The 22,664-nt window shown below is 57.8% G+C and carries 29 protein-coding genes; 6 read left to right on the top strand and 23 right to left on the bottom strand.

Going from position 1 to position 22,664, the window contains the following annotated elements; genetic code table 11:
* Positions 1 to 75: 75 nt before the first annotated feature.
* The 10 genes from selD to ON16_RS07950 all read right to left on the bottom strand — a co-directional run bounded on the left by selD (position 76) and on the right by ON16_RS07950 (position 8,562).
* Positions 76 to 1,116 (bottom strand): selenide, water dikinase SelD, encoded by a 1,041-nt coding sequence (selD, locus tag ON16_RS07990; RefSeq protein WP_040661174.1) that lies wholly within the window; start codon positions 1,114 to 1,116, stop codon positions 76 to 78.
* A gap of 202 nt (positions 1,117 to 1,318) precedes the next feature.
* Complete coding sequence (locus tag ON16_RS07985; protein WP_040661173.1) at positions 1,319 to 2,902, bottom strand: peptide chain release factor 3; 1,584 nt, start codon at positions 2,900 to 2,902, stop codon at positions 1,319 to 1,321.
* A gap of 45 nt (positions 2,903 to 2,947) precedes the next feature.
* Positions 2,948 to 3,286, bottom strand: a complete 339-nt coding sequence (locus tag ON16_RS15570) for a hypothetical protein (protein ID WP_144032075.1) — start codon at positions 3,284 to 3,286, stop codon at positions 2,948 to 2,950.
* 28 nt (positions 3,287 to 3,314) lie between these two features.
* Positions 3,315 to 3,770, bottom strand: coding sequence for a transcriptional regulator NrdR (gene nrdR, locus ON16_RS07980; protein ID WP_040661172.1), 456 nt, complete (start codon positions 3,768 to 3,770; stop codon positions 3,315 to 3,317).
* Positions 3,771 to 4,032: 262 nt separating this feature from the next.
* Positions 4,033 to 4,548, bottom strand: coding sequence for a hypothetical protein (locus ON16_RS07975; RefSeq protein ID WP_040661171.1), 516 nt, complete (start codon positions 4,546 to 4,548; stop codon positions 4,033 to 4,035).
* A 187-nt stretch (positions 4,549 to 4,735) separates the two neighbouring features.
* Positions 4,736 to 5,197, bottom strand: coding sequence for a hypothetical protein (locus tag ON16_RS07970; RefSeq protein ID WP_040661170.1), 462 nt, complete (start codon positions 5,195 to 5,197; stop codon positions 4,736 to 4,738).
* A 97-nt stretch (positions 5,198 to 5,294) separates the two neighbouring features.
* Positions 5,295 to 5,666, bottom strand: coding sequence for a type II toxin-antitoxin system PemK/MazF family toxin (locus ON16_RS07965; protein WP_040661169.1), 372 nt, complete (start codon positions 5,664 to 5,666; stop codon positions 5,295 to 5,297).
* A 184-nt stretch (positions 5,667 to 5,850) separates the two neighbouring features.
* Positions 5,851 to 7,023: an alanine racemase gene (alr, locus tag ON16_RS07960; protein ID WP_040661168.1), complete on the bottom strand. Its 1,173-nt coding sequence runs from the start codon at positions 7,021 to 7,023 to the stop codon at positions 5,851 to 5,853.
* A gap of 31 nt (positions 7,024 to 7,054) precedes the next feature.
* Positions 7,055 to 7,675, bottom strand: coding sequence for a hypothetical protein (locus ON16_RS07955; RefSeq protein WP_040661167.1), 621 nt, complete (start codon positions 7,673 to 7,675; stop codon positions 7,055 to 7,057).
* A gap of 14 nt (positions 7,676 to 7,689) precedes the next feature.
* A complete protein-coding gene (locus ON16_RS07950; protein ID WP_081579630.1) occupies positions 7,690 to 8,562 on the bottom strand; it encodes an NAD(P)H-hydrate dehydratase in 873 nt (290 codons plus the stop codon).
* A gap of 264 nt (positions 8,563 to 8,826) precedes the next feature.
* Between ON16_RS07950 and ON16_RS07940 the strand changes: the two genes are divergently transcribed.
* The 4 genes from ON16_RS07940 (at position 8,827) to ON16_RS07920 (ending at position 14,475) form a co-directional block, all read left to right on the top strand.
* Positions 8,827 to 9,891: a hypothetical protein gene (locus tag ON16_RS07940; RefSeq protein WP_040661165.1), complete on the top strand. Its 1,065-nt coding sequence runs from the start codon at positions 8,827 to 8,829 to the stop codon at positions 9,889 to 9,891.
* A 493-nt stretch (positions 9,892 to 10,384) separates the two neighbouring features.
* A complete protein-coding gene (gene pheS / locus ON16_RS07930; RefSeq protein ID WP_040661163.1) occupies positions 10,385 to 11,410 on the top strand; it encodes a phenylalanine--tRNA ligase subunit alpha in 1,026 nt (341 codons plus the stop codon).
* 18 nt (positions 11,411 to 11,428) lie between these two features.
* The gene (gene pheT, locus ON16_RS07925) at positions 11,429 to 14,125 is read left to right on the top strand and encodes a phenylalanine--tRNA ligase subunit beta (protein ID WP_040661162.1); all 2,697 of its coding nucleotides are present in this window, start codon (positions 11,429 to 11,431) and stop codon (positions 14,123 to 14,125) included.
* A gap of 104 nt (positions 14,126 to 14,229) precedes the next feature.
* On the top strand, positions 14,230 to 14,475 hold the full coding sequence (locus ON16_RS07920; RefSeq protein ID WP_040661161.1) for an IreB family regulatory phosphoprotein: 246 nt from the start codon (positions 14,230 to 14,232) through the stop codon (positions 14,473 to 14,475).
* An 88-nt stretch (positions 14,476 to 14,563) separates the two neighbouring features.
* Here the strand turns inward: ON16_RS07920 and ON16_RS15770 are convergent, their stop codons facing one another.
* Positions 14,564 to 14,722, bottom strand: coding sequence for a hypothetical protein (locus ON16_RS15770; protein ID WP_158441609.1), 159 nt, complete (start codon positions 14,720 to 14,722; stop codon positions 14,564 to 14,566).
* Positions 14,723 to 14,904: 182 nt separating this feature from the next.
* Here ON16_RS15770 and ON16_RS07915 point away from each other — a divergent pair, with 182 nt between their 5' ends.
* On the top strand, positions 14,905 to 15,549 hold the full coding sequence (locus ON16_RS07915) for a superoxide dismutase (protein WP_040661160.1): 645 nt from the start codon (positions 14,905 to 14,907) through the stop codon (positions 15,547 to 15,549).
* A gap of 117 nt (positions 15,550 to 15,666) precedes the next feature.
* Complete coding sequence (locus ON16_RS07910; RefSeq protein ID WP_040661159.1) at positions 15,667 to 15,957, top strand: helix-turn-helix transcriptional regulator; 291 nt, start codon at positions 15,667 to 15,669, stop codon at positions 15,955 to 15,957.
* Between the two features lie 57 nt (positions 15,958 to 16,014).
* On the opposite strand, the gene ON16_RS15005 is transcribed toward ON16_RS07910, so the two are convergent.
* The 12 genes from ON16_RS15005 to ON16_RS07850 form a co-directional block, all read right to left on the bottom strand.
* A complete protein-coding gene (locus ON16_RS15005; RefSeq protein WP_051131626.1) occupies positions 16,015 to 16,746 on the bottom strand; it encodes a CHAP domain-containing protein in 732 nt (243 codons plus the stop codon).
* The gene (locus ON16_RS07900) at positions 16,743 to 16,994 is read right to left on the bottom strand and encodes a hypothetical protein (RefSeq protein ID WP_051131625.1); all 252 of its coding nucleotides are present in this window, start codon (positions 16,992 to 16,994) and stop codon (positions 16,743 to 16,745) included. The genes ON16_RS15005 and ON16_RS07900 overlap by 4 nt, the downstream gene beginning before the upstream one ends.
* A gap of 72 nt (positions 16,995 to 17,066) precedes the next feature.
* Positions 17,067 to 17,363, bottom strand: a complete 297-nt coding sequence (locus ON16_RS07895; RefSeq protein WP_040661158.1) for a hypothetical protein — start codon at positions 17,361 to 17,363, stop codon at positions 17,067 to 17,069.
* A gap of 1 nt (position 17,364) precedes the next feature.
* A complete protein-coding gene (locus ON16_RS07890; protein WP_040661157.1) occupies positions 17,365 to 17,931 on the bottom strand; it encodes a hypothetical protein in 567 nt (188 codons plus the stop codon).
* Between the two features lies 1 nt (position 17,932).
* Positions 17,933 to 18,988, bottom strand: coding sequence for a baseplate J/gp47 family protein (locus ON16_RS07885; RefSeq protein ID WP_040661155.1), 1,056 nt, complete (start codon positions 18,986 to 18,988; stop codon positions 17,933 to 17,935).
* Positions 18,989 to 19,000: 12 nt separating this feature from the next.
* Positions 19,001 to 19,339 (bottom strand): hypothetical protein, encoded by a 339-nt coding sequence (locus ON16_RS07880; RefSeq protein ID WP_040661153.1) that lies wholly within the window; start codon positions 19,337 to 19,339, stop codon positions 19,001 to 19,003.
* Between the two features lie 13 nt (positions 19,340 to 19,352).
* A complete protein-coding gene (locus ON16_RS07875) occupies positions 19,353 to 19,766 on the bottom strand; it encodes a hypothetical protein (protein WP_040661788.1) in 414 nt (137 codons plus the stop codon).
* 23 nt (positions 19,767 to 19,789) lie between these two features.
* Complete coding sequence (locus ON16_RS07870) at positions 19,790 to 20,731, bottom strand: hypothetical protein (RefSeq protein WP_040661152.1); 942 nt, start codon at positions 20,729 to 20,731, stop codon at positions 19,790 to 19,792.
* A complete protein-coding gene (locus ON16_RS07865) occupies positions 20,728 to 21,297 on the bottom strand; it encodes a LysM peptidoglycan-binding domain-containing protein (RefSeq protein ID WP_243441796.1) in 570 nt (189 codons plus the stop codon). The genes ON16_RS07870 and ON16_RS07865 overlap by 4 nt, the downstream gene beginning before the upstream one ends.
* Positions 21,298 to 21,317: 20 nt before the next feature.
* Complete coding sequence (locus ON16_RS07860; protein WP_144032074.1) at positions 21,318 to 21,707, bottom strand: hypothetical protein; 390 nt, start codon at positions 21,705 to 21,707, stop codon at positions 21,318 to 21,320.
* Positions 21,708 to 21,902: 195 nt separating this feature from the next.
* Positions 21,903 to 22,211, bottom strand: a complete 309-nt coding sequence (locus ON16_RS07855) for a hypothetical protein (protein WP_144032073.1) — start codon at positions 22,209 to 22,211, stop codon at positions 21,903 to 21,905.
* Positions 22,208 to 22,597 (bottom strand): hypothetical protein, encoded by a 390-nt coding sequence (locus ON16_RS07850; protein WP_040661147.1) that lies wholly within the window; start codon positions 22,595 to 22,597, stop codon positions 22,208 to 22,210. Before ON16_RS07850 ends, ON16_RS07855 begins: the two co-directional genes overlap by 4 nt.
* Positions 22,598 to 22,664 lie beyond the last annotated feature (67 nt).

Genomic DNA, 22,664 nt, shown 5'->3' with positions numbered 1-22,664 from the left:
TCCCTCTGCCTTTCATCACAATGTAATCAACATGGCATGTTCTCGCAAAGTGCCTTCCGCCGCGCGGGGAAAATCTCAGCGCAGTCTGATTCGTTTTCCGCCCTGATAGGACGCAATCGTGCCGATCCGCTGGGCGCTGGGGACGCAGTCTTTCAGTTCCGCGAACAGCGCGTCCGCGTCCTTTTCCGCCACAGAGATCAAAAGCCCTCCGGCGGTCTGCGGGTCGAACAACAAATCCTGCTTGGCAAGCTCCACGTCTCCCACGTCCACGCCCGGCTCGGCAAAGGTACGGTTGCGGTACATGCCTGCGGGAAGAATCCCCATTTTCGCCAGTTCCAGGGACTCCGGAATCAAATCGACGGCGTTCACGTCGATGGTCATTTCTACATCGCTGCCCTGAGCCATCTCGAAGGCGTGGCCCAGCAGACCAAATCCGGTCACGTCGGTGCAGGCGTGAACCTCGTACTTCACCATGGCGTCCCGGGCGGACTTGTTCAGGGTGGTCATCATCCGCTGGGCCAGCTCCAGTCCCTCCGGGGACAGCATATCCGCCTTGTGGGCGGTGGTCAGCACGCCGATGCCGATGGGCTTGGTCAAAAGCAGCACGTCGCCGGGACGGGCCGCGGAGTTGGTCAGCATTTTGTCAGGGTGGACAAAGCCCGTGACACACAGGCCGTATTTCGGCTCGTCGTCCAAAATGCTGTGGCCGCCCGTAATCAGCGCCCCAGCCTCATACACCTTGTCATAGCCGCCTCGGAGCATCTGGTGAACCGCCTCTTTCGGCATGGATTCCGGAATCGCCATGATATTCAGACACAGCTTCGGCTCGCCGCCCATGGCATACACGTCGGACAGGGCATTGGTGGCCGCGATCTGCCCGAACAGATAAGGGTCGTCGGCAATGGGCGGGAAGAAATCCACCGTCTGCACCAGCGCCAACTCGTCGCTGATTTTATAGACCGACGCATCGTCGCTCTTGTCAAAGCCCACCAGCAGGTTCGGGTCGTGGTGGACCTTGATGCCATCCAGCAGCTGCGCCAGCACACCCGCGCCCACCTTTGCGCCGCACCCCGCGCACTTTGCCAGCTTTGTCAGCTTAATGTCCTGTTCTTCCATGGTACGTCTCCTTTCAATGCTCCCCAAACGAGAGTCGGTTCTTTTGTTCTCAACATACCATGACCCCGGCAGTCTGTCAACGCGCCGCGGACAGGCTTTCCGACGGTAAAACGCCCTCCGCTCTGTGCAAATGATACAGGAGAGAGACGTTTTTTCGTCTCTCTCCCGTGTTTTTCTCCGAAAAAATTTTCTTCTGTGCGGTTTATACCGACAAAGACTCGCTCAGTTCCAGTCCCGGATTGTGCTTGAGCAAAAAGCCCACCGACCACTCGCCGCCAAAGGCAATTAGATAGCGATCCCGGAAGTCCGCCAGCACCTCCGCGCCCATGCACAGCGTCAAATCCTTGGGGTTTTCCACGGGGCAGACGGCGATGCGCCGCAGATGCTCATAGGGCAGACCGTACATATAGAGGTCCACACCGTACTCATTCTTCATCCGGTACTCGAACACGTCGAATTGCAGCGTGCCCACCACGCCCACAATGACTTCCTCCATGCCTGCGCCGGGAACCTTGAAGATCTGGATGGCACCCTCTTGGGCGATCTGCTCCGTGCCCTTGATGAACTGCTTGCGCTTCATGGTATCCTTGGGACTGACCCGCATGAAATGCTCCGGCTCGAAGGTGGGAATACCGGAGAAGTGAAACTTTTTCCCCGGCACGGTAATGGTGTCTCCGATGGAAAAGATACCGGGATCGAACACGCCGATGATATCCCCGGCGTAGGCTTCTTCCACGATCTCCCGCTCCGCCGCCATCATGGTCTGTGGCTGGCTCAGACGCATTTTCTTGCCGGTTTGCATGTGATAGACCTCGGCGTCCCGCTCAAACTTGCCGGAGCAGATGCGCATGAACGCCAGACGGTCCCGGTGGGCCTTATTCATGTTGGCCTGAATCTTGAAGACGAAGGCGGAGAAATCCGGAGAGAACGCGTCGATTTCCCCGCAGTCCGCTACCCGGTTGATAGGCGGCGTGGTCATGCGCAGGAACTCCTCCAAAAACGGCTCCACGCCGAAATTGGTCAGTGCGGAGCCGAAGAACACCGGACTCAGCTTTCCGGACTGCACGGCCTTCAGATCAAATTCCCGGCCCGCGCCCAGCAGCTCCACCTCGTCCCGCAGGGCGTGCCACCGCTTTTCTCCGATCAGCTGGCCAACCTTGGGATCGTCCAAATCCACCTCGGTGGCCTCTGCCTTTTTCCCGTGGCCCGCGCCCTCAAAGAAGAGGATGCGCCGCTTCTCCCGGTCATAAACCCCCGCAAATTCCTTGCCACAGCCGATGGGCCAGTTCACCGCGTAGGTGTCGATGCCCAGTTCCCGCTCCACCTCTTCGCACAGCTCCAGCGGGTCCCGTGTCTCCCGGTCCATCTTGTTGATAAAGGTGAAAATGGGGATATTACGCAGGGCGCAGACTCTGAACAGCTTTCGGGTTTGAGGCTCCACGCCCTTAGCCCCGTCGATGACCATGACAGCGGAATCCGCCGCCATCAAGGTACGATAGGTATCCTCGGAAAAGTCCTGATGGCCCGGGGTATCCAAAATGTTGATGCAGTAGCCCCCGTGTTGGAACTGCATCACCGACGACGTGACGGAAATGCCGCGCTGGCGCTCGATTTCCATCCAGTCGGAGGTCGCAGCCTTGGCGCGCTTGCCCTTGACCTCGCCGGCTTGGGCGATTGCGCCGCCGTACAGCAGGAATTTTTCGGTCAGGGTGGTTTTACCGGCGTCGGGGTGCGAAATAATCGCAAACGTGCGGCGCCGGGAGATTTCTTCGTTCAGGGCGGACATGGCGTTTCTCCTTACTGTTTATGAATCCAAATGAGCCTTTTTACATCACATGTTTGGCATGACAGATGGCCGTGCGCTTAAGTCGCGGCACGGCCTAAAATTCAGACACATTCCCGCAAAACAGCAACATGCCCAATAAAATAGCCATTTTTCGGATATTTTATCACACCGCCCGGCATTTGGCAAGGCCCGCATAGACGGCGGCGATGGCAAAATTTTCAGGCAGACCTGCCCACTTCTAAACACCGGATTGCGAGGTGTTGTCTGAAGGCTCTCTCTTGATGCTTTCCAAAAATAGAGCTTTTCACCCAGCAGTTTTCCCATTCCCGGCAAAATTTTTCTGCAAACAAAAAAGAGCTCCGGGTCGCCCCAGAGCTCTTCCATGCTTTTTGCATCCGACCGGATAACGACTTTACTTCTCCGCCAGCAGCTTGCTCAGTTCCGCCATGAAGGTGTCGATATCCTTGAACTGGCGGTAGACCGAGGCAAACCGGACATAGGCCACCTGATCGAGGCCCCGGAGCTTTTCCATCACCAGTTCACCGATATGCACCGTGGTGATCTCCCGGTCCATGCCGTTTTGCAGCTCCTGCTCCACCTCGTCCGCAATGCGCTCCAGCTCCGCCAGAGGCACCGGCCGCTTCTCGCAGGCCCGGATCATACCGCCCAGCACCTTGCTCCGGTCAAAGCTCTGGCGGCTGCCTTCCTTTTTCACCACCACCATCGGCAGACTCTCCACCGTCTCATAGGTGGTGAATCGTTTCGTGCAGGACAGGCACTCCCGCCTGCGGCGGATACTGGCCCCGTCGTCGGCGGGGCGGGAATCAACAACCTTGCTCTCAGCGTACCCGCAATAGGGACATTTCATCGGGCTGCCTCCTCTTTCTCAAGTAGGGTCTTTTCTATGCGCCGTCTGCCGCAGCAAACGGACTCAGCCGCGTTTCACAGCGGCTTCACAATCCTCGTCTCTTTGCCAAACAGAGGAAAAAGCTATGCCGGAAGCGGATTCCGGCTGCTTTGCGGCTATTGTACCACACCGCGGCCGGTTGTGGTATCCGGCATTTATTTTTTGTGTAACTCTACAAATTCTTCTTCAAAAAATATCCAATTTGCAACATTTCCCAGCTGTTTCAAGGCATCAGCGGCTTTTCCCTCCCATCAAAGGCAAAGATGACGTAGCTTATGCTCTCCATTCGGCAGATTTTTGCAAAGCAGAACAGCGGCGTCATTGGAAACGGCTTTGCCGCGTCCCACGGAATCGCGATGAGCCGCCGATCCCCCTCCCGCCGCAATAAAACGCCGGAAAGGCCATGCAGCATATGGGAGAAAAAAGGGTTGGACAGCAGCTGCTCCGGATCGGAGACGCGCTCCCACGCCTGCTGCCCGTTTCGCCGCGCCTCGCAGCGGATAAGCCTGCCTAAGTTTTCCGTTTCACGGCGGCTGAATCTGCGGCAGATGGTGAACACGCCGCCCTCCGGGGCCAGAACGCCCAAAAGCATTTCGGTCCGCTCTCCCACAAGATACGCTCGAAGAAGAGCCGGCCCGGCAGTGCGGCACACCGCGCGGTAATCAGCATACATTCCGCAGTCCGTCACAATCAGCTCTCCGACGGACCTGCCGTCCAGATACAGCGGATACTTGTCCATGGTACTTTCATCTCCCTTTGGGCGCGGCATTCCGAAATTCGCGGCGGCGGGGGCGTTTCCCCAAAGGCGTTCCCCGCACAAAGCCTGCTGCACCCTGTGGGTGCAAAAAGGCGCCGCCTGCGCTCATTCTATGCGCCGGCGGCATCCTTTTATGTATGTTTGATGTTCGCAAAAGCGGCTTTGCCCATCAGTTGAGAGAATAGCTTCCCCGCACCAGCAGTTTCACACCGTCGGACGTGGCTTTGACCGTCCGCCCGTCGATGGTGGACATGTACAGGTGATTTTTCACCAGCGCACCGCCGTTATCAACGGAACCCGCCGTCGTTTCATCGATCAGGCCCGGGGCGGATGTCGCGCCGCAAGCGGCCGATCCCACCCGGAGCATCACCTCGCCGCCCACGGAGAGGCTCAGACTTTGTCCCTTGCTCAGGTCCACCACCGTAAAGCTTGTCCCCGAAGCGCCGGAAGCCGTTCCCTGTACCTGCGAGAGAATTTTGGGCAGGAACGTTTCGTTCAAATAACTCAGCGTCACCAGTGGGTCGCCTTGGGACCCCGCCTCCGCTGCGGCGGAAAATGTAACCATTGCCGTCATGGAAGCCAGCATCAGCGCCAGCGCCCGCAGGTACCATCTGTTTTTCTTTGGTTTCATGGATCCTCCTTACCGCAGGCGGCGCCCGGGAAAAGGATACAGTTTATGTATTCTTTTCCACAGGTTCTGCCGCCTGTTTGAAATCAAAAATTCCTGCTCAGACCAATTGGTCGCGCTGCAGGCCGAAACTCACCGCGATGGCGGTGTCGATTTTTTCCATCACCTGCTCATCCACATGACCCATGTGCTCTCTCAGGCGCCGTTTATCCAGCGTCCGAACCTGCTCCAACAAAACCACGGAATCCTTGGAAAGTCCGCGGCTGTCGGCCACGGGCAGATCAATATGAGTTGGCAGCCGGGCCTTTCCCGTTTGAGAGGTGATTGCCGCCGCGATGACGGTGGGACTATATCGATTACCGGTGTCGTTCTGAATAATCAGCACAGGCCGGACGCCGCCCTGCTCGCTTCCCACCACCGGGCTGAGGTCAGCGTAATAAATGTCGCCGCGTTTCACAACACTCGTATCCACAAAGTTCACACTCCGCCGAAAATAGTACCCGCCGCTAAAACCTGTGTTTCAGCGGGGCCACTATCATTCTCCCACGCAGCCGGAAAATTTATACGCCGTTTTTCCGGCACGACCGGCCCCGGTTCATTCTATGCGCCGGGACCGGCGGAAGTGTGTTTGGAGGGTTAACGCGGAAGGCCACTCATCAGAAAAGGAGCTGCAAATTGCGGTCCACGACCTTGCCGTTTTCGATGTACACCCGGGGAACGCGCTTGGCCACGTCGCATGTCAGCTCATAGGTAATGGTGCCGGCCATCTCCGCCATCTTCTCGATGGGATTGTGGGGGCCGAAGACCTCCACCTCGTCGCCGGTCTTCACATCCGGCAAATCCGTCAGGTCCACCATGCACATGTCCATGCAGACGCGGCCGCAGATTTTCGCGGGGCCGCTTTCCGTCAGCATTTCCCACCGGTTGGAAAGGCAGCGCTGGAATCCGTCGGCATAGCCGATGGGCAGCACGCCGATGCGACGCTCTTTGTCGGTAAAATACGTCCGCCCGTAGCTAACGGAGGTTTCCGGCGCATAATTTTTCACAGGGCCTACCGTAGTCTTCAGCGTCATGACGGGCTTTAGGCCCAAATCGCGGCTCATCGGCTCCGTACCGAACAAAACCACGCCGGGGCGGCACATATCCCACGCAAACTCGGGGTGATACACCACCGCGCCCGAGTTGCAGCAGTGATGGATGCGGAACTTCATACCCGCCTTGCTCTCCACCTCGTTCACCATATGAACAAAGCGGTCGTGCTGTACCTTGGTAAATTCCTGACTGGCGGCCTTTTCCGGCTCGTCAGCCACGCAGAAGTGCATGAAAACGCCCTCCCAGTCAAGGTTTGGCAGCTTCACGGCTTCTAAAATTTCTTCAAGGCTCTTGGCAAAGTGCGCCTCGTCGCACTGGAATCCCAATCGACCCATACCGGTATCCAGCTTCAGGTGGACCGTCAAAGTTTTGCCGCAGGCCGCGGCTTCCTTGGAGTACGCCTTGGCCAGCTCCAGCGTCGGCACATCCTGCGCCACCCGGTTGTCAATCAAAACCTCCGTCATGTCGGCGGGGGTGTAGCCCAGCATCAGAATGGGCAGCTTAATCCCGTTATGGCGCAGCTCCTGCGCCTCTTCCAAATTGGAAATGGCCAGATAGTCCGCTCCCAGGCTCTCCAGCTTCTTTGCCACGCGGACAGCCCCGTGTCCGTATGCGTCCGCCTTGACCACGCCCAGATATTTGGCCTTTGGTCCCATCTGTTCCCGCAACTTGTGATAGTTATATGCCAGCGCATCGAGATCGATCTCCGCCCAAGTCCTCCGAAGGAATTTTTCCATACGCTCACCTTCCAAATTTCATTTGTTGGGGTCATTCGCCAGCGGCCCCGCTGCCACCGTCCAGTATAGCACCGAATTGGAACTCCGTAAACTCCGCCTGTAAAATTATTTCTCCGTCCACGGCGATCTCGCCCCGGACGGGGGTGTGGTCCTCCTCTTTCAGCCAAAGGGTGGAGACTACGCGGCTTCCGTCTCCCCCGGTCTGTTCCATGCTCATCCGCAGACAGGGCGCGTCGTTCCAATCCTCTTTGTTTTCCTCCAGCAGCCAACCATCCCGCAGCGCATTCATCAGCCGAGGCAGACAGGCCGCCGGACTCAGTTTTTCGCGGCTCAGCGGCCCGGCGGGAAGAACGTCCTCCTCATAGGTCAGCGTCACGCCGTCCCCGCTGAGGACAGCTTTCACCCCCGCCGCCGTCTCCGGCGCCAACACCTCCACGGTGGACTCCTCTGGCGTGTAATCGCACTTCAGGGTAAACGTGCTCACCTCGTCGCCGTAAGCGGCGGAGACTTCCGCCGTCATCGAGCAGCTTTCCATCTCCTGATAGGGCGCTCGCGCGGCCTGCGCCGCATCCGCATCCTCCGCACTGCCGCCGCACGCGCACAGCAGCAGGCAAAGGCTCATCATCGGTACACAAACCCACGGTCTGCGCACCTGAACATCCCTCCTTAACGTTCTTCGATCAACACCGTTTGAAATGCGCTGGGCAGTGCCTCCGCCACATCCTGAGGCGTCATACCATACTCCGTCAGCCATCCGGCGCAAAGGTCCCCGGCAAGGCCGTGGAGATACGCGCCGCAGGCCGCCGCCCGCACCGCCGTGGCCCCCTGTGCCAGCAGCGCGGCGATCACACCGGTGAGCACGTCGCCGCTGCCCCCCTTGGCAAGCCCGGAATTCCCTGTGGGATTTTCCAGCACGGTGCCCTGCGGTGTGGCAACGAGCGTCCGATGTCCCTTTCGCACCAGAACGCAGCCATGGGCCTCGGCAAAGTTCCGGGATGTGTCCGCCCGGTCCGCGGCGGTATCTCCGCCCAGACGAGCGAACTCCCCGTCGTGGGGCGTCAGGACAGTGACGCGGCCCCGCCGCGCGTCCAGACTATCCATATGCCCCGCCAGAGCGTTTATTCCGTCGGCATCCAGCACCACCGGTTTTTCCGTTTCCAAAAGAGCCAGCGTCAATCGCTGCGTCTCCGGCGAGCGGCCAAGTCCCGGCCCCAGAGCCAGCACGTCGCATTCTGACAATCTTTCCCGCAGGGCTTTCAGCGCCTTTTCCGTAAGCATTCCGTTTTTATCCGGCAGGGGAAACGGCATGGCGCAGACGCATTTTTCCGCCTCTACCGGCCAGATCGTCTCCGGTACGCCCAAAAACACCAGTCCGCATCCGGATCGCGCCGCACCCTGTGCCGCCAGATACGGCGCGCCGGTGTATCCCACCGCGCCGCCCACGATCAAAACCTTACCGAAATCGCCCTTGTGTCCGTCGGTCTTCCGGGGCGGAAGCGCCTCCCGGACAAATTCCATGGTGACCTCCTGTGGCTTCATACATTACGTCCTTTCCGCGGTCAAAGCGCCCGCTGTTTTATGTCCGTTGCAGCATCTTTTTATGAAAGCTATTATAAGGCCCCGCTGTCGGATTGCAAGGGCTTTGGGCGCAAAAAGCCTCTTTTGATAATTGCAAAGGCATTGAGCTTCAAAAAAACTTTCTCAGCAGAGGAAAAATGCTGCAACTTTTCTGTTCTTTACTGCGTCTTATATAAATAATGGTATTTTTTTCAATTTCAAACCCTAACAAAAGGGAGGCTCTTTATGAAACGTGCTTTAGCACTTCTTTCCACCGCCGCACTGGCCTGCTCCCTCGCCGCTTGCGGCGGCTCTGACCTCTCCTCCACCTCCAGCGCGAACGTGGCATCCGCAGGCTCTCCGGAACCGAAGGAAGCGGACGTACTGGCGGCCTATACCCAAGCGGCAGAGGTTTATGACTGGTTCAATCTGTATTCCCTTCCTGCGGTCGGAGAACCGGTCACAGAGAACGGACAGCCCTACGACGACAATCAGGACGGCATCCCCTATCAGGCGGTGGACTATCCGGGTCTGAACACCTACGCAGACCTTGACATCCGAGTTCGCTCCTGTTTCTCCCCGGAGCTGGCGGACGAGATCATGGGCGAGGGCGCCAACTATCGGGACATCGGTGGAAAGCTCTACACCGCCTCCGGCGCACGGGGCAGCAATCTCTATCTGCTGGATAAGACCGCCGCCGCGGAGCGGGTAGACGAAAACCACTGGACGGTAACGCTGACGTTTTGGGCAGATTTTTCCGATCAGGAGCCGCAGGCGGACGGATATGACCACACCGTTGCCACCACCGGCTATTCTCAAAAGGTACTGGACTATGAGAAAACGGCAAACGGCTGGCGATTCACCTCCTTCTGCCCCAGCGACGCGCTGGATTTGGACGCGGACACCGTGTTCACGATTAATTATTACCAGGATTTTGAAGTCACTTCCGCTTATTTGGATTACTCCGACTGGAAGCTGGTGTGCTATCTGATTTATTCCGACGGCGCTTATTCAGAGGCACCCTTCGACCTTCTCTACCAGCGATTTCTGGAACGTCCGGAGGATATTCTGAAAGTATTGGCCCTGTTGGACGGGTCCCCCTACGCGGAGAAAGGGCCGGACTACCTGAATATCGACGCCATCGTAGCCAGCGCAGGATATCATGCCGGGGGACTAGACCCAGCGGAGCAGTCCGACTTTCTCTCCGTTTTGAATACCTGCCAGCCGGAAACGGAGGCCGAGCAGGCGGTGTTGGATAAAATCCGGGCAGCCTATGAAAAAACATCCGCATTGAACGCAAATCCCGGTTGAACCAAAGCATACATACTTTTAACGGGCGGTCCACGAGGGCCGCCTTTTTGATTCGCTTTCTAAAAGCTCCGGACAAAAACACGGATAATCCGGTATGCCTCACCGGCGAAACGCATCTCTCCCTTCTCCCGATGAGAATTCACCGGATAGGGGATTTTTCACTTGCATTTTCTCTTTTTATGTGCTATAAATTGTACTTGATATCAGCGTTGAACGGGAAAATAACGAGTCTCCGCCGCCAAGAGAGGATTGGTCACCGGCTGAAAGCCGATCCGCGGCGCGTCGTTTGGTTCGCCCGGGAGCCGCCGTGGAGACACGGCCGGTCACCCACCGTTATCTGGGTTTCGAGCGCGTACCCTGTGGGTACGAATCTGGGTGGTACCGCGGAAGCTGCGTCTTTCGTCCCAAATATTGGGATGAAGGGCGTTTTTTTATGCCCTTTGTCCCCAAGAGCAGTGAACCATTTTCATAAAAAGGTAAAGGAGCATTGACTATGAAGGAACAACTGGAAGCCATCCACAAAAGTGCGCTGGAATCCGTGTCGGAGACGAAGGCGGCTACGGATCTGGAAGCTCTGCGGGTCAAGTATCTGGGTAAAAAAGGCGAGCTGACGGGGCTTTTGAAGCAGATGGGCGGCCTTTCCGCCGAGCTGCGCCCCATCATGGGCCAGATGGCCAACGACGTGCGCGCCGCGGTGGAAAAGGCCATCGACGAGCAGTCCGCCATTCTGGAGCGCAGAGCCATGGAGCAGCGCCTTGCCAGCGAGACGCTGGACGTGACCATCCCCGGCAAAAAGCTGCGGATGGGACACAAGCACCCCATGTATTCCGTGCTGGACGAGATCAAGGACATTTTCATCGGCATGGGCTTTGAAATTCTGGACGGCCCGGAGGTGGAGCTGGCAGACTATAACTTCACCAAGCTGAACACCCCCGACGATCATCCCGCCCGGGAATGGTCAGATACGTTCTATCTCACCGAGGACTCCAACGTTCTTCTGCGCACCCAGACCTCCAGTATGCAGATTCGCGCCATGGAGACCCGTTCCCTTCCCATCCGGGTCATGTCTCCCGGTCGTGTCTACCGCAAGGACGAGGTGGACGCGACCCATTCCCCCATGTTCCATCAAATCGAGGGACTGGTGGTGGATCAGGGCATCACCATGGGCGATCTGAAGGGGACGCTGAATGCCGTTATCCGAAAGATTTACGGTGAGAACACCGTTACCCGTTTCCGTCCCCATCACTTCCCCTTCACCGAGCCCAGCTGCGAAATGGATATCCAGTGCCATAAGTGCGGCGGCGTGGGCTGCCCCACCTGCAAGGGCGAGGGCTGGATTGAAGTGCTGGGCGCGGGCATGGTCCATCCCAAGGTTCTGCGGGGCTGCGGCATCGACCCGGACGTGTACTCCGGCTTTGCCTTTGGCATGGGTCTGGAGCGGCTGGCGCTGGGCCAGTATAAAATCAGCGATATGCGTCTGATTTTTGAAAACGACGTGCGGTTCCTCGAGCAGTTTTAAGAAGGGAGAGCGAGAAATATGTTACTGTCCAGAAAATGGCTGAATGAATTCGTGGAAGTGGACGCTTCCGACCGTGACTTCGCGGAGGCGATGACGCTCTCCGGATCTAAGCAGGAGGTCACCACCGACCTCAGCGCGGACATGAAAAACGTGGTTGTGGGCAAAATCATGAAGATGGAGCGCCACCCGGACTCCGACCACATGTGGGTTTTGCAGATCGACGTGGGCAGCGAGACTACCCAGATTGTCACCGGCGCGTGGAACATCCACGAGGGGGACCTGGTTCCCGTAGCAAAGCACAAGTCGCTGCTTCCGGGCGGCGTGAAAATTGAAAAGGGAAAGCTGCGGGGCGTGGAGTCCAACGGAATGCTGTGCTCCCTGAAGGAATTGGAACTGACCACCGAGCACGACTATCCCGACGCGGTGATCAAGCCTGCCGCGCTGCTGAACGACTATAAGCCCCTGGATCCGGCCAAGCCCTCCATTCCGGCGGACATTCAACCCGGTCAGAAAATTTTTGGGCCGATAGTCGCCGCCAGAGTGCTGGAAGTCGCCGCGCAGCCCGATGGGTCTTATCACACCTGTCTGGACATCGGCGGCGCCACCGCCGTGCCGGACACCGACTGCCAGAATCTCCACGAGGGAGACATGGTGGCCTACCATACCAAGGAGGATTCCATCTGCACGCTTGCCGACCTTCATGCCCAGCAGGCCGAGTTCCCCCACTGCATTGCCGACGGCATCTGGATTCTCCACGAGGACTGCATGCCCGGCGACGACGTGGCAAAGCTCATCGGCCGGGACGACCGCATCGTGGAGTTTGAAATCACCCCCAACCGCCCGGACTGTCTGAGCGTGATCGGTCTTGCACGGGAGGCCGCCGCCACTTTCCGCAAGCCCCTCAAGCTCCATACGCCGGAGATTAAGGGTTGCGGCGGCAGCATCGCCGAGCTGGTGGACATTGAGATCGAAGACCCGGAGCTGTGCCCCCGGTACACCGCCCGGATGGTAAAAAACGTGAAGATTAAGCCGTCCCCCGCATGGATGCGGGAACGGCTGCGCAACTCCGGCGTGCGCCCCATCAACAACATCGTGGACATCACCAACTATGTGATGCTGGAATACGGCCAGCCCATGCACGCGTTCGACTTCTCCTGCGTGGAGGGCGGAAAAATCCTTGTCCGCACCGCTCGGGAGGGAGAAACCATCCAGACGCTGGACGGCAACGAGCGCAAGCTGACCCCCTCCATGCTGTGCATCTGCGACGAGCATCGGCCCGTGTGCGTAGCCGGCGTGATGGGCGGCGCCAACAGCGAGATCGTGGGCGACACCGCGCAGGTTTTGTTCGAGTCCGCCAACTTCAACGGCGCATCCGTCCGGCGCACCGCCGTGGCGCTGAACATGCGCTCCGAGGCGTCCGCCCGATACGAAAAGGGTCTGGACCCCATGAACACCATGAAAGCGGTGCAGCGGGCCTGCGAGCTGGTAGAGCTGCTGGGCGCGGGCGAAGTGGTGGACGGCGTGATGGACGTGATCGCCAAGGACGCCGCTCCCCGCATCATTCAGTTGGAGCCGGAGCGGATCAACGCATTGCTGGGCACCGATGTACCCGAGTCCGAGATGCGAGCCATCCTTGAAAAGCTGGACTTCCAGCTGGACGGCGATGAGATCACCGTTCCCTCCTGGAGAAGCGATGTGGAGGGCATGGCGGACATTGCCGAAGAGGTCGCCCGGTTCCACGGCTACAATAACATCCCTGTCACCCTGATGGGCGGTGCTTCCGCGCAGGGCGGCTATACTCCCGTTCAGCAGGCGGAGCGCACGGTGGGCGCACTGTGCCGGTCTTTGGGCTACGATGAGATCATCACCTATTCCTTCATCAGCCCCACTTATTATGATAAAATCGGCCTTGCTGCCGACTCCCCCCTGCGCAAATCCCTGAAAATCCTCAACCCTCTAGGGGAGGATACCTCCATCATGCGCACCACCACGCTGCCCTCCATGCTGGAGATTCTCACCCGGAACTACAACTTCCGCAACAAGTCCGCTTATCTCTATGAGCTGGGCCGCACCTACTTTGCCAAGGAGTCCGGCCCAGACGCCGACGGCGTGGCCAATGAGCCGAAGGTGCTGTCTCTGGGCGCGTTTGGCCCCGAGGTGGACTTCTTCTCCCTCAAGGGTGCGGTGGAAACCATTCTGGAGGGGCTGCGCATCGAGGGCGCGTCCTTTGCCGCCGTCACCGACAATCCGTCTTATCACCCCGGCCGCTGCGCCAAGGTTCTTCTGGGCGAAAAGGAGCTGGGCATCTTCGGTCAAATCCGGCCCGACGTGGCCGGGAACTACGGTGTGGACTGTGAGCTGTACGCCGCCGAGTTGAGCTTTGACGCGCTCTTCGCCGCACAGGGTGCGCTGCCCATCTATCATGCACTTCCCAAATTCCCTGCCGTGGCGCGGGACATCGCCGTGGTTTGCGACGCAGGCATTACCGTGGGCGCACTGGAAAACTGCATCCGCCGCGGCGCAAAGGGCCTTTTGAAGGAAGTCGCCCTGTTCGATATCTACACCGGTACAGGCATCGCCCCGGGCAAAAAGAGCGTGGCCTTCAACCTGACGCTCCGGGCAGATGACCGCAGTCTCACTGCCGCCGAGGCGGACGAAGACGTGGCTAACATTCTGGCTCTGCTGAAAAGCGAGCTTGGCGCGGCATTGCGTTAAACTTCTTCTGCTCAATATTTATCAAAGATTTTTTCTTGACTCTTTACAGTCTGGCAAAAATCGAGTATAATAGAACCTGTCCAAAAGGGAAAGGTGGTGTCTGCATGGATGATTTTACAAGGAAATTTAATATTGTGATGGAAAAGGATGCGGAAATTCGCCATGTCCTGTCCACAGTCTATCAGGCATTGGAGGAAAAAGGCTATAACCCCATTAATCAGATCGTTGGCTATATTCTCTCCGAAGATCCCACCTATATCACCAATCACAACAACGCCCGGACGTTGATCCGCAAGATTGACCGGGATGAGTTGCTGCAGGTTCTGGTTCGGAAATATCTGGGACAGTAATGTTTTGCCGTCAGAGACTTGCTCCTATGCATAAAAACGATTCCGGAAAGCAATGCTTTCCGGAATCGTTTTTTCTCCTAGCAGAGTATCATCCTCCGCTTTTTTCTTGATCACAGAGTTCCTGTGCCTGCGCAAGAACTCTTTTCATCACGGCTCGCGCTCCCGCCATATTGCCGCTGTCCATCATTTCTATGGCGTCCTCCAATGGGCCGCACAACGCGCAGAAGCTCAATTCCTTATCTGTCATAAAACCATCTTCTCCCACATTAAGCAAGCTGTTTATTAGGATACCCCATTTCTCCTGTCGAAGTCACAGGTTTCCAGCCGACGCGCATTCTTCTTTCGATCGTGTCACGTGCGCTTGCCGCATAGTTTTGTTTTCCTTGCGTATACTGTTTTGACAAACACATGCGGAAAGGATGACGCCCTATGGAAAATCACTATCCCTTCGCTCTGCCGCCGCTGCCGTATCCTTACGACGCGCTGGAGCCGGAGATCGAGTCTAAAGTTCTCTGTTTTCACCACGATAAGCACTTTGCCACTTACGTGGAAAATCTGAACAAGCTGTTGGAGCCGTATCCGACTTATCACAGCTGGACGCTGAATCAACTGTGTGAAGGCTGGGCAAACCTGCCTAAAGAGATCTGCCAAGGCGTCCGCAACAACGCTGGGGGCGTTTTTAACCATGACCTCTATTTCCGCACGCTCCGCGCCCTGCCGCCTTCCATGCCCCAGCCGCCGCTGGACAGCGCCATCCGCCGTGTCTTTGGCGATATAGAGGGGCTGAAGTCCGCCTTGAAAAGCGCCTCGCTGTCCGTTTTCGGTTCCGGTTGGGCTTGCCTCTGCGCCGACTGCGGCGGAGATCTGTCCATTCAAAAGGTTGCCAATCAGGACACCGTTCTGCCCTTGCTACCCCTTTTGTGCTGCGATGTGTGGGAACATGCCTATTATTTGCAATATCAAAATCGCCGCCCCGACTACTTTGATGCTTGGTGGCGGCTGATCGACTGGCCTCAAGTCTCTGCGGATTATGCCGCACATCTTGAAAATCGCCTGCCAATTCCCGAAAAGTGAGTTGCTTCCTCACTTTTCTATCCAATATTACAATACTTTTGTATTTATAATTTGTCAAGGCGAAATTTACAATAGTTTAATATAGTATTGTAATTTGGAAATCAGGAGGAATCTCCCATGCTGTGCGACGAGATCCGCCGACTGCGGCTCGCAAGGGGTATCACACAGACGCGCCTGGCTGATTGTTTGGGCGTTTCCAAGCAAAGCGTTTCCAACTGGGAAAATAGCAATATCCAACCCTCCGTGGAGCTGTTGGAAAAGTTGGCGGATTTTTTTTCCGTCTCCACAGACACGCTTCTGGGCCGGGAGTCCGGCGCCCAAATCAGTGTCTCCGGCCTGACCGATCAGCAGGCTGCGCATATCCGGCAATTGGTCCACGATCTTCGGGACGCCAATAAAAAACTCTGAGCGCATAGAAAAGCGCCCACCGCTTGAAAATCAAGCGGTGGGCGCTTTTTCGCTTATCTACTTTTTGAGCGTCTCCACAAACCGATAGAGAAGAACCAGCATTTGCTCCCGTGTACACCAGCTCTTGTACTGAAAGGTTCCGTCGGTATTTCCCTGCATGATTCCGCTTTCCTCTCCCCAGTTCCGAGCCTGTGCCGAGAAACCTCCGGGCGGCAGCTGTCCCCGCTTCTCCAGCCATGCTTCCATCATGGCATTGAATGTCTCCTGTGTCATTTCATCCTCCTCCGCGCCGAATGCCGGACTTTGTAGCGCAGTGTCCGCATACTTCGGGCGAAACGCCCCCGCCGTATATCGCAGCGCCCGCGTCCGCCGCTGCACCTCGCCGCCGTTGGCGTCACTGCCCGCGCCGGTATTTCCTTCGATGGTAACCAGACTTCCGTCTCCATTCACCCGTTCCACCACGCCGATGTGCTGGATGGCCGTTCCGGAAAACCGCAGAAACACCAAATCACCGGGTCGATAGTCTTGTGAAAGGAAACGTCCGTTTCGCTTTGCCCAGCCGGCCAACGCCCCACAAGAAGCAGTTCTACCTCCGCCGTAAAAAAGAGGTGCAAATCCCGCCTCCTGAAAACACCACCAGAGAAACACGCAGCACCAAGGGTAGCTGTCTCCCGACACCTCCCGCCTGTAATACGCCGTGTTGTATTTCACGCGGTTGCTCCCAGCAGGGGATTCCTTGGTTCCCAGTTCCTGCCGCGCAACGCGCAGCAGCTTTTCCGCCCCGGTCATTTTCCGTCCGTTTCCCGCAGCGCATCCTCTGCATTCTGCACGGCCTGCACCACAGTTTTGACACTTTGCGCGTCCACCCGGCCCTCTGTGACAATATACGTTACCACGGAAGCCACAGACACCACCGCTCCCGCCACAGTGGCAATCACGCCCTCGTCCAACCCGAATACCATGGCAAGTCCCGTTACAATGCCCGCAGCTGCCGCCCACAGTTTTCGGGAACTCAGTTTTTGCAATGCTGTTTTCATCAAATTTTTCTCTCCCTTCAACACCTTTTGTCGTGACCCAGCGTGGAAGTCTCTGAACCTGTTCACTTCTTTTTATACGGTGCCTCCACGCGTCAGCAGAAAACTGACAAACGCTCCCGCCAGCACCAGAAGAATCTTGTCCATCAGACTGTCCCACCGCTTTCCGGGTCTTTTTTCCAGTGCGTCAAGTTTCTCGTCCAACCTTGCCACACAATCCGCCACATTCTCCTGTTTTGTCGCCAGTACCTCCACCGCCGTGGCCAGCCGACGCAAAGTCTCCTGCGCCTGCTCCAGCGCGCCGATCCGGCGGGTATTGGACAATACCCGTTCCTCCAGCGCTGTAATCCGCCCACTCCACTCCTGTTCCATCTCACACCGCCAATTCAAAACTGAACCAAGTGTGGTCCCCATTCTCCACCTTCGCCCATGTCCAGCCGTGGCTCTCGCACTCCGACCAGAGCATGTACCGGAAATAGAATTCCGTCTCCAGATGGCAAGGAATGATGTCCATCACAATTTTTTGAATCTGCTGAAATTCCTCCGGAATACCCGCCACCTCCGGAAAGATGATGCGGATATGCCCTCCGCCCATTTCCTGCGCCAGCGCCTTGATGCCGCAGCCGCTGATGGTACGGTTGATGCTGTCCAAAGAAAAACTGTCCGCGTCAATCTGCATGAGGGCCGCGATGGCATTTCGCCGGAGCGGAACCGTATTGGCTGCGGGCCGACGGGCAAACAGCGCCTCTCTTCTTTGCAGCCCCTCACCCTCCGCAGTCCCCGTCAGCGTCTCCCTCTCCGCATACTCCAGCTTGTCCGCAGCACTGTCCAGTCCCAAAGCGGCGGCGTAGAGCATACTCTCGCTCAGCGTCCCGTCTCTGAGATCATAGATACCCAGCGGCGTTAGCAAATCTTTCAGATACGCTTCATACTTCGCCATCTCACGACCCCATCTCCGTCACTGTCAGCGTCCCCAGCTTGGGCAGGGTCGTGCTGTTCCCCGCCGCATCTGCCGCAGGTGATAAAATGTGATAGTTTTTTACGCCGTCCACAGCATAGATCAGTCGTCCCAGCTCCGCCAAAAGTACAGGCTTGCCCAGCAGTTTTCCCGTGAACCACCCGGCAACTGCGGATTCCACCCGGCCTTTCACTGTTACAAAATCTTCCTCGCCCGCATCCAGATCCACCGTCACATTTACACCTCTTTGCACCGGAGCCAGCACCTGCACGTCCACCGCGATCTCCCGCTTCGCCTGCAAATCCTTTCTCACCTCAGCCAGCAGTGTGCTGTCCGGCGCGCCCGCCGCTGTGGCGATATACACATCCACCGTACCAATGCCTCGTGCCCGGCCAATGGCTGTTGCCGCGGCTACGCCTTCATGCCGCAGCGCCTGTTCCTCGTAAAAGGCAGCATTGGCTCCATTTGGTAGCCGCTGAAAGCTGGCCAGTACCCTTGCACGCAGCGCACCGTCACTCTCAGCGTCTGTTCCTCCGGTAAATGCCGCCGGATTTGTGCAGCCCGTGATCCCCACCGGACACACCGCCAACACCGTCACGCTGCCCGCCGCAACATTGCCGCCTTTTCCGCCTTCCAGTGCCTCGGCGGGCACCTCCACCGTCAGATCCCCCGCCGCCAGCACAGCTGCCTGTGTGGTCCGGAACCGCGTCTCGCCCTCCGTCATGCAAACGCTCCCCAGAGGGATGCTCAGATCACCCAGCGGCGCATCCGCCACGGAAAACCGCAGCATTCCCACGGCCTTTTCCGCCTCTTGGCGGGCAATTCCCCGCATGGCTGCGTGATCGTCCAGATAAACGCCCTGCGCCGTCTGGGGAAAGCTCTGGTTCAGCACCCAGTCCGTCTGGCACTCCAGCGCCTGCACCTGTGCCGCCACCGCGTACAGCCGCACCGCCAGGTCGCAGGAATCCTCCAAGTCACAGCCGGACCGCTCCCGAAATGCCCCCAGCATTTCCTGATAGATTTTCTCTGTCGTCCTCATGTTTTCACTCCATTACCGTACTGTCAGCTGAACGTCCAGTTCTTCCCCTTTGTTCTTCAAACGCACCGTCAGCCGATCTCCGTCCAATTCCACCTGCTCCACCTGCAAGTCCTCCTCATCTGCCAGCGCCTGCACCACAGCTGTCGCCGCCGCGCTCTGCCGCTGGGATACCGGCACATTGCCCAGCGCATGCAGCGTACTGCCCAGATTCTCCAAAAAGGGAAATCCACCCCGTCTGGCTGTCAGCTTAAACAGCACTCTTTGCAGCAGCGCATCCCTTCCCTTGACGTGGACCGCGCCGCCCACGCCGTCGGAGACATAATCCCCATCTTTAATTTTAAGCTCCGCCACGTTGTATACCTCCTCAGCCGCCGGCACCGGGCTTGTACGGCTCGCCATTGATATACAGCGAGCCGTTTATATCCACCCGTCCCTTCAGAACGATATTGCTGCCCCGCATCTCCACCGTACCGTTGTTTCTCAGACATACGCCGCAGCCACCGGAATGAATATATACCTCGCCGGGCCGCAGTCCGTCGGGTGCCTCCGTCTGCTTCGCCCCCGCCACGCAGGATTCTTCGCCGCCGGTACCACCTTTGATGACCAGCACCGTCTCTCCTACCGCGGGCTGCCAGACGTAGCCTCCCGGCCCATAGACCGGCAGTTTTCTCGTCTCACCCTTGGTAACTACTCCGGCGCTGACACCGGAAATGGAGGTCACGCCCAAATCGGACCCGGACACGGCCATTCCTGATCGCGTCTGCTTTGATAACCACATATTGCTCCGTTCCTTTCCCTGCTTCATCGTTCCCGCAGCGTCAGCGTAACAGTCTGCCCGCCTCCGTCGGCCCTTGTTCGCGCTTCTGTTACGCAATAGGTTCCCGTCAATCCGGTCCGTTCCAGTTTCAGCGTGACCTCGTCTCTAGGGAACGCTAAAAAGCCTCCCGACAGTGTCACTTCCACGCTCACCTCATCTGCTTTTGACTGCTTGATCTGATACTCTCCGGTGTACCGCATTTTGGCCCAAGTGCTCTGTCCCGGCGTGTACAGTACCCGTCTGCACTGGCCGCCCCGGTCCATCCAGTCTTGATTTTTCACGCTGTATTCCTGATTTCTCGTCTTGTCCACAACCAACATTTCTGACAACACACCGTAGTGGTCCTCCCTTTTTACGAGCGATAAAATGTTGGATGAATCCGAAATTTCAAACGTCTTTGAAACGTTTGCAGGCGCAGCCCACAGCCGTCCGTATCGGTCAAAGGTCGGCGCGAAATCGCCGTAGGCCCTGCAAAAGTTCTCCAGCGCCTTCCACTGGCTGCTCCCCGCCGCCACGGTATACATCTCCCCGCCGCTGCTGATATCCGCCGTCTGGTCGCATTCGATTCCGTAGGGCGCGACATGATTCCGGATAATTTCGGCCAGTGTCGCCCCCTGATAGTTGGCCGCCCGCGATTCATTGTCCAGCAGCCGCGCCGCATAACCCCGTCCCGCCACCAGTGCACTGAGGCCCTCCTCTGTCTGCCGGATTTCATACTCATCCACGATTCCCCGCAGCAGCACAGTTTGCCCGTCCATCAGGGTAAATCCCGCCGCCCGCCGCAGCACCGGTTCCAGTGCCGCCGTATAGAGGCATGTCACCGTGAAGCTGTCGCAGGGCACCGTCCCGGTATACGCCACATCCCATGACAGAAGCGCCGGAAGTTCAAATACCACATGGTCGCATGTTGTGATCTGCCCCTTCATTTCACCCGCACCTGATTTCCTGCGTAAATGAGATTGGGGTTTTTAATCTGCGGATTCGCCTTAATCAGGCTTTGAAGCGTCACGCCATATTTTTTTGCGATTCCCCACAGCGTGTCCCCTTTTTTCACGGTGTACCACACTGCGGCCGCGCCGCTGCCCCCCGCTTCCGTTCCGGGGCTGTTCGCCGTGCTCACTGCCGTCATCTCCGCGTTCTGCCCGCAGTCCTCCCAGAACTCGAAAGCGTAGCGCACATAGTCGGGTAGTGGCTCTTCCGTCAACTGTAACGATACGAAATGTGCCTGCGCCGCCTGCCATACGGGATGGGTCAGCATCCCCGCCCCGTCCTGATCTAATACCGCCGCCAGCCTTTGGAACTCCTGATAGGCGCTTGTCCCCACAAATGTCCCCTCGCCCCGCATTACCCGGTAGCCCGGCCCCATCTCCTGCATACAGTATCGTCCAAAGGGCACCTTGTGCACCGCGATCTTTCTCTGCCATGTGACGGAATAGGTCTCCGGGTTGTGGGGCCATACGTAGTCCTTATACCGCATCGGCGTCAGTTCCACGCCGTCTCACCTCTCTTCTCTCAATACAGCGGATACCCGCCGTCATACCGTCTTGCGTCCCTCTGGAATGTCCGGGACAGTTCCCCGGCGGACACGCCATGGTCTGCCACAAAAATCGCCTCCCGAAAATCCCCGGATTTGTTAGGGTCCGGCGGCGTGCTGCCGTCTTGCACAGTCATTTCCACCTGACGAACCGCGCCCTGTTCGTTGTTATTCTGCCGCCCTGCTGCAAATCCATTTTCGGTCGTTTTTATCTGTCCTGCCCACTCCTGTGCAGGACCTGCTTCTCCCATCGGGGGTTCTGCCGTCATTGCCGCTTTCAGCTCCGTCTCCGTAAAACCCAAAACACTTACCGCCTGCCGAAAGCTCTGGTTGCTTCTGCGCCGCAGTGCTTGGTTCCACTCTGTCATCGCGCCTGCGCCATTCTGTTTTAACAATTCCGCTGTTGGGGAGAGGCGGAGAGCGCCGTCCCCGCCGCTCTCCGCCACCCATTCTCCATCACAGTCCGCGCCCCCCCATCTGCGCGTCGTCTCTCCGATTCGCTCCGCCGCCCAGCAGCGCGGCAAACGCCGCCGTCTGCCGCAGCAGCTCCTCTTCGATGTAGTTCATGTCCGCTCCCTCCGCATCGTCCGAAACCGGGCTGTATCAAAGCCGGAATTTTCTCCGCTTGAAAGAAGCGCCGTTTCCCCAGCCAGACTCTTCAAAAGCAACTCCATCTCCCGCGCCGTCATCGTCTCCAACACCGCTTCCGGACCGTCGAACAGCCGTTCCCCCTCAAAAAAGCAGCTTTCCGCCAGTACCGCCGCGTTGCACAGCAAGCCCCGAACCATCGCGTTTTTTTCCTGCTCCGTCTCCCGCCAAATGCTCAGCAGCCGTCCAGCAGTGGGTGGACGTAGTCCGTCCGGCCTTGTCATACCGTTGTCTCGATGCGGCGGGCCGCTACCACGGTGATTTTCTCCGCCACCATAGCGTCCAGCTCTCCCTGCTCAGAAATACTGCTCCACTGGCATCCGGAATAGATGATCTTTCGATCCGGCTTGCAGACCACCAGCGAAAAATCGCTCAAATCGTAAAAGTTGATTCCGTCGGAGATCGCATCGTCGGTGGCGTACAGACGGGTCAGCTCCAGCGTGTATTTGTTTTGTCCCGCAATGGTTCCAATCGGCTCTCTCTCGCCAAAAGCCTGCACGCTTCGGCTGGTCTTGCTGGCCTTGGCGGTATAGCTCTGTACCACCGCCACCTTTTTTCCGTTCAGTTCCAGATAAATATCCGCACTGGTGGGAAATCCCGTTACTTCCATGACTTTCACTCCCTTTTCAAAAATAGGTTTCTTTGCCGCTCCGAGTCACCAAATCCGCCCGAATCAG

Source organism: Oscillibacter ruminantium GH1 (assembly GCF_000307265.1).
Lineage (GTDB): Bacteria > Bacillota > Clostridia > Oscillospirales > Oscillospiraceae > Oscillibacter > Oscillibacter ruminantium.
Note: the sequence above shows the minus strand (reverse complement) of the source record. Positions and strands in the feature narration are given on the sequence as shown.